Below are 16,911 nucleotides of genomic sequence, written 5' to 3'. Positions count from 1 at the left end.
CGAGGTGGACGTTGTGGTGGTCGTGGACTGGCTGACGGTCTGTGTGTCGGTGCCGGTCGAGGACGTGAAGTTCGCGTCCCCGCCGTACACCGCCGTGACCGTGTGGCTTCCCGTACTGAGCGAGCCGGGAACGTACGTTGCCACCCCACCCGAATCCAGCGAAACGACCGCCGTTCCCCCACCGCCCACGGTGAACGTGACCGAGCCCGTAGGCGTCCCCGCGCCGGGCGGAACCGCCGCGACCGTCGCGGTCAAGGTCACCGGCTGACCGAACACGGACGGATCCGGAGACGACGTCACCGTCGTGGTCGTCGTTGCCTGGTTGACGGTGTGGGCGTGGGTGCTGGTGGAGGTGGTGAAGTTGGTGTCGCCGTTGTAGGTGGCGGTGATGGTCTCGGTACCGGCTTGGAGCGGGCTTGAGGTGGTGTAGGAGGCCGTACCCGAGGAGTTGAGGGGCACCGTGAGGTTGCGGCCGGTGCTGGAGGTGAAGCTGACCGTGCCCGTGGGGATGGCGGCACCCGGTGTGACCGGGGCGACCGTGGCACTGACGGTGACCTGTTGGCCGTAGGTGGAGGGATCGGGTGTGGCGGTGATGGTGGTAGCGGTTGCCGCCTGGCTGACGGTGTGGGTGGTGCTGCCGTTGGACGGGGCGAAGGTGGAGTCGCCGTGGTAGGTGACGGTGACGCTGTGTGTGCCGGCGCCGAGGGTGGCTGTGGTGACGGTCGCCACGCCGCTGCCGTTCAGGGTGCCGGTGAGGGTGCCTCCGCCGGTGCCGCTGACGGTGAAGGTGACCGTGCCCGTCGGCGTCCCCGTGGCCGGCGGCAGTGCGCTCACGGTGGCGGTGAGGGTGACTGGTTGGCCGTAGCTGGACGGTTCCGGGGAGGCGGTGACGGTGGTGGCGGTCGAGGGCTGCGTCGCCACACTGTGTGTGGTGGTGCCCGTCGAGGACGTGAGGTTGGCATCTCCGCTGTAGAGCGCCGTGATGGCGTGGGTGCCGAAGCCCATGGTGTTGGTGGTGACGGTGGCCACACCACTCGCGTTCACCGTGCCGGTGAGGGTGCCTCCGCCGGTGCCGCTGACGGTGAAGGTGACCGTCCCGGTGGGCGTCCCCGCCCCCGGCGGGACCGGGGTAACGACGGCGGTCAGGGTCACCGTGTCGCCGAAAGCCGTGGGATCGGGCGCGGATGAGACCGTCGTACTCGTCGCCGCCTGGGCGACCGTCTGCGCGTAGGTGCCGGTCGACCCGGTGAAGTCTTCGTCGCCACCGTAGACCGCCGTGACGGAGTGGTTGCCCGCGGCCAAGGTGGTGATCGTGAGGGTGGCCCGTCCTGTGGCGTCGACGGGTGCGGTGAAGATGCCACCGCCGGTACCGCCGACCGTGAAGCTCACCGTGCCCGTGGGGACACCCGCCCCCGGCGGGTTGGCGGTCACCGTCGCACTGACGGTCACTGCCTGGCCGAAGACGGACGGGCTCGGCGCGGAGGTCACCGTCGTCGTGGTCGACGCCTGCCCGACGGTCTGGGTGCCGCTGCCGCTGGATCCGGTGAAGGTGGTGTCGCCGCTGTAGACCGCGGCGATGGGGTGACTGCCGGCCTCCAAGGTGGTGATCGTGAGGGTGGCCCGTCCTGTGGCATCGACGGGTGCGGTGAAGATGCCCCCGCCGTCACCGTCGATGGTGAAGGTGACCGAGCCTGTGGCCGTCCCCGTACCGGGGGCTACGGGCGCGACGGTCGCTGTGACGGTGACCGGCTGCCCGAAAAGTGAGAGGTTGGGGGCGGAGGTGACCGCGGTGGTGGTCGTGGCCTGCCCGACGGTCTGGGTGTGGCTGTCGCTGGACCCGGTGAAGTTGGTGTCGCCGTTGTAGACGGCGGTGCCGATGTAGGCGCCGGCGGTCAGGGTGCCGCTGACGGTCGCGGTGCCGGTGGAGTCCAACGGCGCCTGACTGCTTTGTCCGTTGCTCAGCGTGAAGGTGACCGTCCCGGTGGGGATCCCGGCGCCCGGCGCTACGGGAGTCACCACGGCGGTCGCGGTGATTGTCTGCCCCGACACCGACGGGTTCGGAGACGTGACGAACGTCGTGGTCGTCACCGACTGACCGACGGTCTGTGTGCTGGTACCGGTCGAGTTGGTGTAGTTCGTGTCGCCGTTGTAGGTGGCGTTGATGTTGTGGTCGCCTGTGCCGAGTGTGGTGGTGACGACGGTGGTTGTGCCGGTGCTGTCGAGGGTGCCGGTGAAGGTGCCCCCGCCTGTGCCGCTGACAGTGAAGATGACCGTCCCGGTGGGTACTCCGGTTCCTGGCGGGAGAGGGGTGACGGTTGCGCTGAGGGTGACTGCCTGTCCGAACACCGCGGGGTCAGGCGTTCCTGCGACCGTGGTGGTGGTCGCGGTCTGGGCGACGGTGTGGGTGTCGGTGCCCGTAGAGGTGGTGAAGTTTCCGTCGCCGTTGTAGACGGCGGTGAAGGTATGACTTCCGGCTGTCAGGGTGCTGTTGGTGAAGGTTGCCTGGCCCGAAGTATCCACCGCCACGTCGAATGGGGCTGTTCCGTCGATGGTGAACGTGACGGTCCCGGTCGGGACGCCCGTACCGGGCAGGATGGCGGCGACGGTAGCGGTGACCGTGAACGGCTGTCCGAAGACAGTGGGGTCGGGTGAGGAGGTCACCGTGGTGTTGGTCAACGCATGGTTGACGGTCTGGGTGTCGGTGCCCGTAGAAGAGGTGAAGTTGGGGTCGCCGCTGTAGGCCGCTGTGACGGTGTGGCTGCCTGCCGCCGGGGTGCTGGTGGTCGCGGTGGCGGTGCCGCCCGCGTCGAGCGGCGCTGTCAAGGTGCCGCCGCCGGGGCCGTCGATGGTGAAGGTCACCGTTCCCGTCGGGTCGCCCGCGCCCGGCGGTACGGTGGCGACGATCGCGGTGACCGTGAACTGCTGCCCGAAGACCGAAGGGTCGGGTGAGGACGTCACCGTCGTTGTCGTGGCCGCCTGCCCGACGGTCTGGGTGTCGGTGCCGGTGGACGTGGCGAAGTTGGCGTCGCCGTTGTAGAGCGCCGTGATGGTGTGGCTGCCCGCAGCCAGGGTGCTGGTGGTCGCGGTGGCGGTGCCGCCCGCGTCGACCGTCGTCGTCAAGGTGCCGCCGCCGGGGCCGTCGATGGTGAAGGTCACTGTCCCCGTCGGGACACCCGCGCCCGGGGCGACCGGAGCCACAGTCGCGCTGACCGTGAACTGCTGCCCGAAGACCGAAGGGTCGGGCGAGGAGGCCACTGTCGTCGTGGTCGATGCCTGGTTGACGGTCTGGGTGTCGGTGCCCGTGGAGGTGGTGAAGTTCGTATCGCCGCTGTAGATCGCGGTGATCGCGTGATCGCCGGTTCCCAGCGGCGTGCTTGTGGTGAAGCCGGCGGTGCCGCCGGCGTCCAGGGACACCGTCGCGGTCTCCCCGCCGCTAATGCTGAAGGTGACCGACCCGGTGGGAACTCCCGCGCCCGGAGCGACCGGAGCGACCGTCGCCGTGACCGTGAGCTGCTGCCCGAACACCGAGGGATCCGGCGAGGCGAGGACCGCCGTGGATGTCGCCGCCCGGGCCACCGTCTGAGTCGTACTGCTGCTGGACGGGTCAAACGTCGAGTCGCCACCGTAGGAAGCGGTCACACTGTGGACCTGGGCACCCAAACTGCCGGTGGTCACCGTCGCGACGCCACTTGCGTTCAGCGTGCCGGTGAGGGTGCCGCCGCCGGAGCCCGTGATGGTGAAGGTGACCGTACCCGTCGGGATACCCGTGGCCGGTGCCACCGGGGCGACGGTGGCGGTAAAGGTGACGGTCTCGCCGTAGAGGGAGGGGTCCGGCGAAGATGTCACCCCGGTGGTCGTCGACGGCTGTGTCACCACGCTGTGCGCGTCGGTACCGGTCGAACCGCCGAAATTACCGTCACCGCTGTAGACAGCCGTGATCGTGTGGGCGCCGAAGTCCATGGTGTCCATGGATGCGGTGGCCACGCCACTCGCGTTCACTGTGCCGGTGAGGGTGCCTCCGCCGGTGCCGCTGACGGTGAAGGCGACCGTCCCTGTGGGCGTCCCCGCCCCCGGCGGGACCGGGGTAATGACGGCGGTCAGGGTCACCGTCTCGCCGAAGGCGGACGGGTCGGGCGAGGACGAGACCGTAGTGACCGTGGCCGCCTGGTTGACGGTCTGGGTGTCGGTGCCCGTGGAGGTGGTGAAGTTCGTATCACCGCCGTAGACCGCCGTCACCGTATGGACTCCGGCAGCGAGACCACTGGTCGTGACGCTCGCCACGCCGACGGCGTTCAACGTACCGGTGAAAGTGCCACCACCGGGGCCGCTGATGGTGAAGACGACCGTGCCGGTCGGCGTGCCCGCTGCGGACGGGGTGACAGTCGCCGTAACCGTGACCGCCCGACCGGACACCGACGGATCGGGCCCGGATGTGACCGCCGTGGTCGTCCCCGCCGGCGTGACGGTCTGGGTGCCGCTGCCGGTCGAGCCGGTGAAGTCGGTGTCACCACCGTAAACGGCGGCGATGTCGTGATCGCCGGGAGTAAGCGCACTGGTGACAAGCGACGCCTGTCCCGAATCATCCAACGGCACATCGATCGGGCCGACATCATCGATGAGAAACGTGACCGTACCGGTCGGGATGCCCCCACCCGGCGCTGCAGGCGCGACGGTGGCACTGACGGTCACGGCCTCACCGAACGACGCAGGATCGGGCGCGGACGTGACCGCCGTAGTCGTCGCCGCTTGTTCAACGGTGAGGGTTTCCATAGTGGTTGACCCGGCGAAGTCACCGTCGCCGCTGTAGACGGCGGTGCCGATGTAGACACCGGCGGTCACACTGCCGCTGACGGTCGCGGTGCCGGTGGAGTCCAACGGCGCTTGACTGCTTTGTCCGTTGCTCAGCGTGAAGGTGACCGTCCCGGTGGGGATCCCGGCGCCCGGCGCTGCGGGAGTGACCACGGCGGTCGCGGTGATTGTCTGTCCCGACTCCGATGGGCTCGGCACCACTGTAACGAATGTCGTCGTGGGTGTCTGGTTGACCGTCTGTGTGCTGGTACCGGTTGAATTGGTGTAGTTCGTGTCGCCGTTGTAGGTGGCGTTGATGTTGTGGTCGCCCGTACCGAGTGTGGTGGTGACGACGGTGGTCGTGCCGGTGCTGTCGAGGGTGCCGGTGAGCGTACTTCCACCTGTGCCGCTGATGGTGAAGGTGACCGTCCCGGTGGGTACGCCGGTTCCTGGCGGGAGGGGGGTGACGGTTGCGCTGAGGGTGACTGCCTGTCCGAACACCGCGGGGTCAGGTGTTCCTGCGACTGTGGTGGTGGTCGCGGTCTGGGCGACGGTGTGGGTGTCGGTGCCCGTGGAGGTGGTGAAGTTTCCGTCGCCGTTGTAGACGGCGGTGATGGTGTGGCTTCCGGCTGCCAGGGTGCTGTTGGTGAAGGTTGCCTGCCCTGACGTATCCACCGCCACGTCGAATGGGGCTGTTCCGTCGATGGTGAACGTGACGGTCCCGGTCGGGACGCCTGTACCGGGCAGGATGGCGGCGACGGTGGCGGTGACCGTGAACGGCTGTCCGAAGACGGCGGGGTCGGGTGAGGACGTCACCGTCGTCGTGGACGATGCCTGGTTGACGGTCTGGGTGTCCGTACCCGTAGAAGAGGTGAAGTTGGGGTCGCCGCTGTAGACGGCGGTGACGGTATGGCTGCCTGCTGCCGGGGTGCTGGTGGTCGCGGTGGCGGAGCCGCCCGCGTCGAGCGGCGCTGTCAAGGTGCCGCCGCCGGGGCCGTCGATGGTGAAGGTCACCGTTCCCGTCAAGTCGCCCGCACCCGGCGGCACGGCGGCCACGATCGCGGTGAGGGAGACCAACTCGCCGAAGACCGAGGGATCGAGCACGGACGTGGCCGTGGTGGAGGTCGCCGCCTGGCTGATCGTCTGTGTCGTACTGCCGTTGGACGTGGCGAAGTTGGCGTCGCCGTTGTATGTGGCGGTGATGCTCTCCGTACCCGCCTGGAAGGGCACGCTGGTGGTGAACGTCGCAATCCCGGTGGCATCCAGAGCCACTGCCCGGAAGAGGCCGCTGCTGGACGTGAAGGTCACTGTCCCTGTCGGGATACCCGCGCCCGGGGCGACCGGAGCCACAGTCGCACTGACCGTGACCTGCTCACCGAATGTCGATGGATTGGGCGAGGAGGTCACCGTCGTCGTGGTCGCCGCCTGGTTGACGGTCTGGGTGTCGGTGCCCGTGGAGGTGGTGAAGTTCGTATCGCCGCTGTAGATCGCGGTGATCGCGTGATCGCCGGTTCCGACCGGCGTGCTTGTGGTGAAGCCGGCGGTGCCGCCGGCGTCCAGGGACACCGTCGCGGTCTCCCCACCGCTGATGCTGAAGGTCACTGTCCCCGTGGGGACTCCCGCGCCCGGCGCCACAGGACTCACCAACGCGCTGACCGTGAACGGCTGCCCGAACACCGACGGATCGGGCGAGGCGAGGACCGCCGTGGTGGTGGCCGCGTGGGCGACCGTATGGGTCGTGCTGCTACTGGAGGGGTCGAAGGTCGAATCGCCGCTGTAGGAAGCGGTCACGCTGTGGATCTGGGCACCCAAGGTGGCGGTGGTCACGGTCGCGACGCCACTTGCGTTCAGCGTGCCGGTGAGGGTGCCGCCGCCGGAGCCCGTGATGGTGAAGGTGACCGTACCCGTCGGGATACCCGTGGCGGGCGGCACCGGGGCGACGATGGCGGTAAAGGTGACGGTCGCGCCGTAGAGGGAGGGCTCCGGCGAGGACGTCACCCCGGTGGTCGTCGACGGCTGTGTCACCACGCTGTGCGAGTCGGTGCCGGTCGAACCGCCGAGGTTGTCGTCACCGCTGTAGTCGGCCGTGATCGTGTGGGCGCCGAAGTCCAGGGTGTCGATGGACGCGGTGGCCACGCCGTTGGCGTCCACTGTGCCGGTCAGCGTGCCACCGCCGGTGCCGCTGACGGTGAAGGTCACCGTACCGGTCGGCGTCCCCGCACCCGGCGGGACCGGAACGACCGTCGCGGTGAGCTTCACCGCCTCGCCGAAGGCGGACGGGTCGGGCGAGGACGAGACCGTAGTGACCGTGGCCGCCTGGTTGACGGTCTGGGTGTCGGTGCCCGTGGAGGTGGTGAAGTTCGTATCACCGCCGTAGACCGCCGTCACCGTATGGGTGCCCGCTTCCAGGGCGCTGGTGATCACGGCGGCAGTACCGCTCGCGTCCAGGGGGGCGCTGAAGGTACCGCCACCGGGGCCACTGATCGTGAAGACGACCGTGCCGGTCGGCGTGCCCGACGCGGACGGCGTGACGGTCGCCGTGAAGGTGACCGGCTGACCGAACGCGGATGGATCGGGCCCGGACGTGACCGTCGTGGTGGTCCCCGCCTGGGCGACCGTCTGGGTGTCGGTGCCGGTCGAGCCCGCGAAGTCGGTGTCACCGCTGTAGACCGCGGTGATGGAGTGTCCGCCGGGCGTAAGCGCGCTGGTGACGAGCGAAGCCTGCCCCGAACCGTCCAGTGGCACATCGATCGGGCCGCCGCCGTCGATGAGATACGTGACCGTGCCGGTCGGGACGCCCGCACCCGGGGCCACGGGCGTGACGGTGGCACTGACGGTCACGGCCTGACCGAACGACGAGGGGTCGGGCGAGGAGGTCATCGTCGTCGTGGTCGATGCCTGGTTGACGGTCTGGGTGTCGGTACCCGTGGAGGTGGTGAAGTTGGTGTCGCCGTTGTAGACGGCGGTGCTGAGGTAGGTGCCGGCGGTCAGACTGCCGCTGACGGTCGCGGTGCCAGTAGCGTCCAACGGCGCATCCTGGCTTGGTCCGCTGCTCAGCGTGAAGGTGACCGTCCCGGTAGGGATCCCGGCGCCGGGCGCCACGGGAGTGACCACGGCGGTCGCGGTGAACGTCTGCCCCGACACCGACGGATCCGGCGACGAAGTCAACGCCGTGGTCGTCGCTGCCTGGGCGACGGTCTGTGTGCTGGTGCCGGTCGAGGTGGTGAAGTCCGCATCCCCGCCGTAGACCGCGGTGACGCCGTGGTCCCCGGTACCGAGCGTGCTGACGATGACCGTGGCCGCACCACTCGCGTCCAAGGTGCCGGTGAACGTACCCCCGCCCGTGCCGCTGACCGTGAACGTCACCGTGCCCGTGGGGGTACCGGCACCCGGCGGGGCAACGGTCACCGTCGCGCTGACGGTGACCGCCTCACCGAAGTCGGACGGGTCCGGCGAGGATGTGACCGTCGTGGTCGTCGCCGCCTGGACGACGGTGTGGGAGCCCGTACCGGTGGAGGGGTAGAAGTTGCTGTCGCCGCTGTAGGAGGCGGTGAGGGTGTAGGGGCTCCCCAACGGGCCGGCGTAGGCGTGCATGACGGTAGCCGTACCGCCCGTGAGCGGCGCCGTCACCGCCGGCGTCCCGTCGCCGAACTCCAAGGTGATGGTGCCGGTCGGCGTGACCGCCCCGATCGGAATCCCCGTCACGGTGGCCGTGATCACCACAGGCTCGCCGGCGACGGAAGAGTCAGGATCAGAGGCCACCACGATCTCCGACGCCGCCATAAAGGTGAATGCGTTCGGAAGGGTGGCGCTGCCGCCGGGGGTGGTGACGGTGACTCCGGTGGGCCCTGTGAGGCCCGGCGGTGTCACAGCGACGACCAGGGTGTCGGAGTACGAGCGGAAGGAGGGGGCGGAGAATCCGCCGAATGTCACACTGGTGGCGTCGGCCAGCCCGGTGCCGCTGATGACAACGGTCGTCCCGCCGGCGATGGGTCCGCTCGCCGGGCTGACGCCGAAGACCGCCGGAACTGCGGCGTAGGCATAGGGCAGTTGGTTGCTGACGCCCCCGACCGTGACGGCATAGACCGGAACCAGGCCGGGCACGGTGGCGGGAGGAGCGACGACGGCCAGGTGCTGGTCGCTGAGCGTCGTGGGGAGCACCGTCGCGTCCGCGACGTGCACGCTCTGCGCGGTGTACAGGTTCGCGCCGGTCAGGGTGACGGGGTTGCCGTCGGCCAGCGGACCGCTGTTGGGGGCGACCACGGACAGGCCGGGCGCGGGGAGGTAGAAGAAGAAGCCGATCGTGGCGGTGCCGCCAGGGGTGGTGACGCTCACCGGTACGGCGCCACCGCCCGACGGGGCGACCGCCGTCAGGCTCTGGTCGTCGATGACCGTGAAGCTCAGCGCCGGGCGGTCGCCGAAACGCACGGCGGTCGCGCCGCCGAGGTGGGAGCCGACGATGGTCACCTGCGCCCCGCCGCCGGAGGAGCCCTGATCCGGGAAGACACTGCTCATGACGCCCACTCGCCCGCACCGTGAAGGCCGGCGCACGCGGTCACCAGTACCGCCGCAGAACTTCCGGCGCAGTCAGGGCACGGACCACGGGCAATGAGCATGACACTCCTCCATCGATGATGAGTCAGGCGCCGTGGTGGATGGCTGACGACGTCGCATCGGATCGGGCCACAGCGGGCATGGCTGACTGACAGGCACCAGCTCAGGCGCGGTGCCGGGCCCGGTCAGCGGTCCGCGGACCACTTCTAGGTGGCGGAGCCGCCGCATCAGCCGCTGCCGGCCCACGGCAACAGCCAACGGCTGCACGTCTTTTACGGGGGTGGCCGTCGCGACACGAAGGGCCTGACGCTGTTCCACCTGATTCAAGGTCAGCGGACGACCGATGGCCGGGTTCCCCGGAGAGAGTTGGACGGCCCGCCAGCTCGGATACTTCAGTAAGCCATTGGAGCGACACGGTGAACAAGAACCTTGACGCGATGCCACCCGATTGGCGGAGCGCGCTATGGGCGCACACCCGCTCGCCCGGAGGGCCGACTCGAGCCGGACGTCGGGGCACACGGTGATCGGTGTGGGTCCTCAGGGACTGGCGCTCACGTCGTCCCTCTCCCGTGTCCGCGCGGGGCTGTCGGTCGGCCGGGCCGTGCGGCCCAGGGGCAGGAATTGCTCCTCGAGCAGGAGTAACAGTGCGGCGACCGTCAGCAGGCCGCCGACCAGGAAGGTGCCGCGCACGTCGAAGACGGGGAGCAGCAGGCCGCCCGCGAGGGCGCCCGCGGCCACTCCCGAGTTGTAGGCGGCGCCGTTCGCGGCGATGGCCGTTTCCGTGCGGCCCGGCGCGACATACATGACGTGGCTCTGCGTGGCCATGAAGATGGGCCCCAGCGAGGCGCCGAGGAACACGATCATGACTACCGCCACGGTCTGCGACTCGCCCGCCACGTACAGGCCCAGTAGCGCCACCGCCTGCGTCGTCACCGGGAGGGTGAGGGTCGCCCGCGGAAAGCGGTCGAGGAGCCGCCCGTACACCGCGACGCCGACGATGCCGGTGATGCCGAGGACGAGGAGCAGGCTGCTGACGGAGGACTCGCGGAAACCCGCTTCGTCCACGAGGAAGTCGGAGATGTAGGTGTACCCGGCGAAGACGCCGGTGACCGTGAGCGCGGTGACGGTCAGCACGACCGCGAACCGGCGGGTGTCCGGCGCGAATCCGCGCACGGCGTGCCCCTCTTCCGGACGGGACGTCGGCAGCACGGTGGCGATCACGATGAAGGCGGGAATGGCGAGCGCGCCGACCACCAGGAACGGGACCTGCCAACTGGTGTGCTGGCCCAGCCAGGTGCCCCCGGGCACCCCGAGGACGAGCGCGAGCGAACCGCCGACGGACAGCGCCCCGATGACGCGCCCGCGGACGTGCGGGGGAAACAGGCCGACCGCCACCGGCCCCATCACCGCCCAGAACAGCGCCTGGGCCACCGCGGTGACCAGACGGCTGCTCAGCAGCACCCAGTACGAGGAGACCAGGGCTGCCACGACGCTTGCCAGGAACAGCGCGGCCAGCAGGGCGCAGAGGACGAGGCGTCGCGGGACCGAGTGGGTCACCTTGGCTATCGGCACCGAAACGAGGGCCACGGTCAGTCCGTAGCCGGACACCAGCAGACCGACGGCCGGCAACGACTGGTCCAGGTCGTCCGAGATCAGCTTGAGGATGCCGATCGGCAGGTTCTCGGTGGTGTTGAAGGCGAACGCGCCCAGCATGAGCGCACCGACCACGGCCACACCACGCCGGTTCGTCGACTTCTCCGTCGCCATCCATCCTCCATGGTCACAGTGAACTTCCTGGTTCTGAGCGCGGAATCTGTGCCGGAAGCGGCGGCGAAGTCCTGGATCTCATCCGACGCCCCTCGCGCAGCCGCCGGGAAGGCCGGTGTGCAGCGTCCTGGGCCCGTAGTTGATCGGTGGCCGTGGTGTGGCTTCTACTGCTGGTGCGGCTTTCCACCGTACGGCGTGACCGCCCCTCAGACCGGAGCCCCCATGATCACCGAAGAAGTGCGCACGGCGCGTCAGAAGCTGGTCCTCGACCACTTCCAGGACGAGGTCCGCCAGGAGTGGGACGACGTCCTCTCGACGTTCCCGCACCCGCACTACGAGCTGATTCCCACGATGACGGTCCACGACGGCGACAGCGCGGTCCGCGGCTACTACCACGACACCCGGGTCGCCTTTCCCGACCAGGACCACGAGATCATCGCCTTCCGGCACAGCGACGACGCCGTGATCGCCGAGTTCTGGCTGCTGGGCACCCATCGAGGCCCGCTCGGCGCGATACCGCCCACCGGCAGCCGCTTCCGGGTGCGCATGACCGCGTACTTCATCTTCGACGACCACGAGAACCTGGTCTGCGAGCGGATCTACTTCGACAGCCTCAGCCTTCTCAAGCAGCTCATCGGCGGTCTGAACATGAGGAACCCCAGGAACTGGGTCCTGGCAGCACGCTGCCTCAGGGGCCTCCTCAAGATGTCCGGCGACGAGCCGCACCCCAACCTCGTCAACACCCCACCGGCCACGTTCGCCGACTGAGCGGCTTGGGCAGGGCGGCGCGCACCCTGCATTTGTTCGGGATGCCAACAATTTTCGCGCCACCCATTGACCCCTCCAAACCTCCGATGTTCACTACGTCTGACGCATGGGCTGGCGCCTCGTCAGAAATCACCGCTCCGTGATCCGCGCAGCCTCGCTCCGCCACGTACTCGTACCTCAGCCGGCGCCTCCGGGCGCACCGAGAGAGGACTGGATAGTGCGCCTTGTGTCCCGCGCTGTGATCGCGTTTCTCCTGGCGGTCTTGTCCCTGGCCGCCCTACCGAACGCGCCACAGGCCGCCCAGGCTTCCGCCGCCGCTCCGCTGTCCAAGGTCCTGGTGTTCTCCAAGACCGCAGGGTTCCGGCACTCGGCGATCCCGGCCGGGATCGCCGCCGTACAGCGGCTCGGCGCGGCCAACGGCTTCTCCGTCACCGCCACCGAGGACGCGGGTGCGTTCACCGCTGCCAACCTGGCGCAATACCAGGCGGTGATCTGGCTGTCGACCACCGGCGACGTGCTGAACGCCGCACAGCAGACCGCCTTCGAGGCATACGTCGGGGCGGGCGGCGGCTACGTCGGCGTCCATGCCGCCGCCGACACCGAGTACGACTGGCCCTGGTACGGCGGCCTCGTCGGCGCGTACTTCGCCTCGCATCCGGCGACCCAGCAGGCCACGGTCAAGGTCGAGGACCGGTCCTCGGTCTCCACCGCGCATCTGCCGCAGCGCTGGACCCGGACCGACGAGTGGTACAACTACCGCGCCAATCCGCGCTCCGCGGTGAAGGTGCTCGCGAGCCTGGACGAGTCGTCGTACACCGGCGGCACGATGGGAGATCATCCGATCACCTGGTGCCAGGACTACCGCGGCGGACGGTCCTGGTACACCGGTCTCGGTCACACCGAGGAGTCGTACGCGGACCCCGCCTTCACCGGCATGCTGCTCGGGGGCATTCAGATCGCCTCCCGCGCGCGGGCCGCGGACTGCCGGCCGGAGAACGGCTACACCCCCCTGTTCGACGGCACGCAGGCCAGCCTCGACCGGTGGCGGCAGGCGGGGCCCGGCGGATTCACGCTCGCCGACGGCACACTCACCTCGGTCGGTGGCATGGGGCTGCTCTGGTACCCGGTGACGCCCTTCAGCAACTACTCGCTGAAGGCCGACTGGATGATGCCGGGCGACGACAACGGCGGTGTGTTCATCGGCTTCCCCGATCCCCAGGGCGATCCGTGGCGGCCGGTCGATCTCGGCCACGAGATCCAGATCGACGCGACCGACGCCGATCCGAGCCGTACGACCGGCAGCGTCTACAGCCTCAAGGCCCCGGACACGGCGGCACGGACCGCCGCGCTCAACCCGCCAGGCACCTGGAACAGTTACGAGATCGGGGTGCGGGGCCGTCACGTCGAGATCTATCTGAACGGCGTGAAGATCAACGACTACACCAGCACCCGTGACATCGCCGTCGGGCACATCGGCGTACAGAACGACGGCGGCGGGATGGACATCAACTACCGCAACATCAGGATCAAACAGGACGGGGCGCAGGCCACCGACCTGGCGAAGGGCCGTCCCGTCTCGGTCTCCAGCGTCGAGCCGGACAGTACACACGTGGGCGCCAACGCCGTGGACGGCGACCCCGCCACGCGGTGGGGCAGCGCCCACTCCGACCCCCAGTCCATCACCGTCGACCTCGGCTCCGTCCGTACGGTCCAGCAGGTCCGGCTGGCCTGGGAGACCGCGTACGCGAAGGCGTACACGGTCCAGACCTCGACGGACAACGTGACCTGGCGCACCGTCAACACCACCACGGCGGGCGACGGAGGGCTCGACGAGATCGCCGTGAGCGGCACTGCTCGCTATGTACGGGTCCAGGGCACCGCGCGCGCCACGCAGTGGGGCTACTCCCTGTGGGATCTCGCCGTGCTCGGAAGCTGAGAGACAGTGCTCCGGCGCTGAGACACCGTGCCGGGACGCACGACCGGGTCCGGCGCTGAGACACCGTACGCGGCCGCATGGCCGGGTCCGGCGTTGAGACACCGTACGCGGCCGCATGACCGGGTCCGGCGTTGAGACGCCGTGCCCGGCCGCACGACCGCGTCCAACAGAACACACCCCCCACCCGCGATCGGCCCATGGAGGTGCCGTGTTGTCGCGCGCTGTTTCCTTCCTCGCTGCGCTGTTCACCCTGACCGCCCTGTTACTCTCGCCCGGCACCGCCGCCGCCGAGCCGCGGGCCGCCGCCGCACCCCCGCCGACGAGCGGGTTCGAGAAGGTCAAGCTCGACGGCGGGCTGCAGATGGGGGAGCCGATCGAGCTCGCCGTACTGCCGGACCAGAAGGTCCTGTACATCAACCGGGGCACCAGCGACGCGGGCGGCCAGGTCCGCGTCTACAACCCCGCCACCCGGTCGACGACGGTCGCACTCACCCTGCCACTGGACGCCAGATTCGAGGACGGGCTGATCGGCATCAGCCTGCACCCGCGGTTCGCCAGTACCGGCTGGGTCATGCTGTTCTACTCCCCGAAGGTCACTCCGCTGGTCAACCGGATCTCCCGGTTCACCTTCGACCGCACCACCAACACGATCTCACCGGCCAGCGAGGACATGATCATCGAGTGGCCGACCGAGCGGGAGCTGTGCTGCCACTCCGCCGGCTCCATGTCCTGGGACACCGCGGGAAACCTCTACTTCGCGGTGGGCGACAACACCAACTCCGGTGGCGACGCGGCGGGCATGGCGCCCATCGACGAGCGCGCGAACCGCAGTCCGCAGTACGACGCCCAGCGCACCTCGGGCAATGCGAACGACCTGCGCGGAAAGATCAACCGGATCCATCCCGAGGACAACGGGACCTACACCGTTCCCGACGGGAACCTCTTCCCCCGGGGGACCGCGCAGACACGCCCCGAGGTCTACATCATGGGCGTGCGCAACCCCTACCGCGTGTGGGTCGACAAGAAGGCCAACAACACTCTGTACTGGGGTGAAGTCGGCCCCGACGCGCCCGCGACCATCGCCAACCGGGGCCCGGCGGCGTACGACGAGTTCAACCGCGCCACCGGCCCCGGCAACTACGGCTGGCCGTACTGCGGCGGGCCCAACGTGAGCTACAACGACTGGGACTTCGCCGCGAACACGCCGCGGGCCTGGTTCCCCTGCGGCGGCGCGACCGGGCCGGTCAACAACTCCCCGCGCAACACCGGCGTCCAGCAACTGCCGCCCACGAAGCCGTCGTTGGTCTGGGAGCAGCACGGCGGCAGCAAGGAGTGGCCGCAGCTGGACAACCCGGGAGGCTGCGGCTCGCCCAATCACACCGAGGTCTACCACTACGACGCGAACCTCGCCTCCGACGTCAAGTGGCCCCAGTACTACGACAACAAGCTGCTGATCTCGGAGTACTGCCGGAACTGGATCAAGGAGGTCCAGTTCAACAACGGCAACCCGTCCACCGGCACCCCCACCGCGATCGAGCCGGTGCTCGACGGTATGCGCTTCATCCACCCGATCGACTCCGAGTTCGGCCCCGACGGATCCCTGTACCTGCTCGAATACGGCAGCGGCTACTTCTCGGGCGCCGAGGACGCCGGACTCTACAAGATCAACTACGTGCAGGGCGGCCGGTCCCCCCTCGCCAAGGCGTCGGTGGACAAGGACAACGGCCTCGCCCCGCTGGCCGTGACCTTCTCCAGCGCCGGCAGCAGCGATCCGGACGGCAATCCGCTCAGCTACGCCTGGGACTTCACCGACAACGGCAGCACCGACTCCACGGCGGCCAACCCGGCCTTCACCTATCCCGGCAACGGCAACTTCCAGGCCAGACTGACCGTCAGCGACGGCACGGGGCGGACCGGCACCGCGACCATCCCGGTGGTGGTCGGGAACAACCGCCCCACTCTCACCATCTCCTCACCACCCGACGGTGGCACGTACGAGTGGAATGAGAACGTCACCGTCACCGCGTCCGCGACGGACCCGCAGGACGGCCCGGTCGACTGCTCGAAGGTGATCGTGCGCGTCGCCCTCGGCCACCAGGAGCACGCGCACGAAGTCGCCGAAGGCACCGGCTGCTCGATGACGTTCAACACCGGACCGATCCACTCCGGGCTCGACGCCACGCAGTTCTACGTGGTGCGCGCCACCTACACCGACAAGGGCGCCGCCGGTACGGTGCCGCTGACCGGTGAACGCCAGCTGACCGTGTGGCCCAAACGGTGGCAGGCCGAGCACTTCGCCCAGCTGTCAGGACCACAGATCATCACCGCCGCGGGAGCCGAGGGCGGCAAGCGCCTGGGCGACGTACAGAACAATGAATGGGTCCGGTACCACCCGGTGAGCCTCAAGGGTGTGACCGGGGTCAAGGCCCGGGTCTCGTCGGACAAGGCGGGCAATGTCGCCACCTTCCGGTACGACTCCGTCACCGGCCCGGTGGTCGCGCGGGTGACCGTGCCGAACACCGGTGGCTGGGAGACCTACTCCGAGATCAGTGTGCCGGTCACCGGCGCCGACGAACGGCCTCGTGACCTCTTCGTGGTCTTCACCGGTGGCTCGGGCGCCATTCTCGATCTGGACAGTTACACCTTTACCGGACCTGGTATCAGCCGGCCGCTCTCCGGGCGTGCGAGTGATGCCCGGCCACCGGGCCCGGCCACGGGCTGACCGCCGGCCGGCCGCACGAAAAGGCCGTACGGGGGAGATGGAGGCGGGTCCTCAGGGGCCCGCCTCCGCGCTTTGTCCGCACCGCGGTGCGGACCCCGGGAGGTGCGGGCCCGCCGGGTTCGGGCACGCAATTCAATTCGCCACGCTATCGGCCGGATCCGGGAAGAATTTAGCAGATTCGGAAGACGCCCCGTGACCTCCGTGCGGTTCCTCCTCGGGCGTTTTATCCCGTGTGATGCATGTCACTTGCCGCCCGCTGGACATTCCATGAGCAGCCCGTTTTTATAAGCCCTTGTGTTGGCCGACGATCTTGGCCAATCGACGGGGGAAGTCCCGAATCTTGTCTTTAGCAATGGTGCTGAACGAGAGGCGCGGC

At 69.0% G+C, this 16,911-nt stretch carries 5 protein-coding genes; 3 read left to right on the top strand and 2 right to left on the bottom strand.

Annotated features, from left to right (window positions below; genetic code table 11):
- On the bottom strand, positions 1-9,303 hold a 9,303-nt coding region (locus tag ACZ6MZ_RS12290), incomplete at its 3' end, for an Ig-like domain repeat protein (protein ID WP_469351437.1).
- Between the two features lie 576 nt (positions 9,304-9,879).
- Positions 9,880-11,109, bottom strand: coding sequence for an MFS transporter (locus tag ACZ6MZ_RS12285; protein ID WP_469351435.1), 1,230 nt, complete (start codon positions 11,107-11,109; stop codon positions 9,880-9,882).
- A gap of 222 nt (positions 11,110-11,331) precedes the next feature.
- On the opposite strand from ACZ6MZ_RS12285, the gene ACZ6MZ_RS12280 reads away from it, so the two are divergent.
- From ACZ6MZ_RS12280 to ACZ6MZ_RS12270, 3 genes are all read left to right on the top strand, one after another.
- Positions 11,332-11,877, top strand: coding sequence for an ester cyclase (locus ACZ6MZ_RS12280; RefSeq protein ID WP_469351434.1), 546 nt, complete (start codon positions 11,332-11,334; stop codon positions 11,875-11,877).
- Positions 11,878-12,094: 217 nt separating this feature from the next.
- Positions 12,095-13,813, top strand: a complete 1,719-nt coding sequence (locus ACZ6MZ_RS12275) for a ThuA domain-containing protein (protein WP_469351432.1) — start codon at positions 12,095-12,097, stop codon at positions 13,811-13,813.
- A gap of 211 nt (positions 13,814-14,024) precedes the next feature.
- Positions 14,025-16,535: a carbohydrate-binding protein gene (locus ACZ6MZ_RS12270; protein WP_469351431.1), complete on the top strand. Its 2,511-nt coding sequence runs from the start codon at positions 14,025-14,027 to the stop codon at positions 16,533-16,535.
- Positions 16,536-16,911 lie beyond the last annotated feature (376 nt).

It is taken from the genome of Streptomyces sp. NPDC042201, from assembly GCF_055582185.1.
The sequence above is the reverse complement of the archived record's forward strand: the minus strand, read 5'-3'. Positions and strand labels throughout refer to the sequence as shown.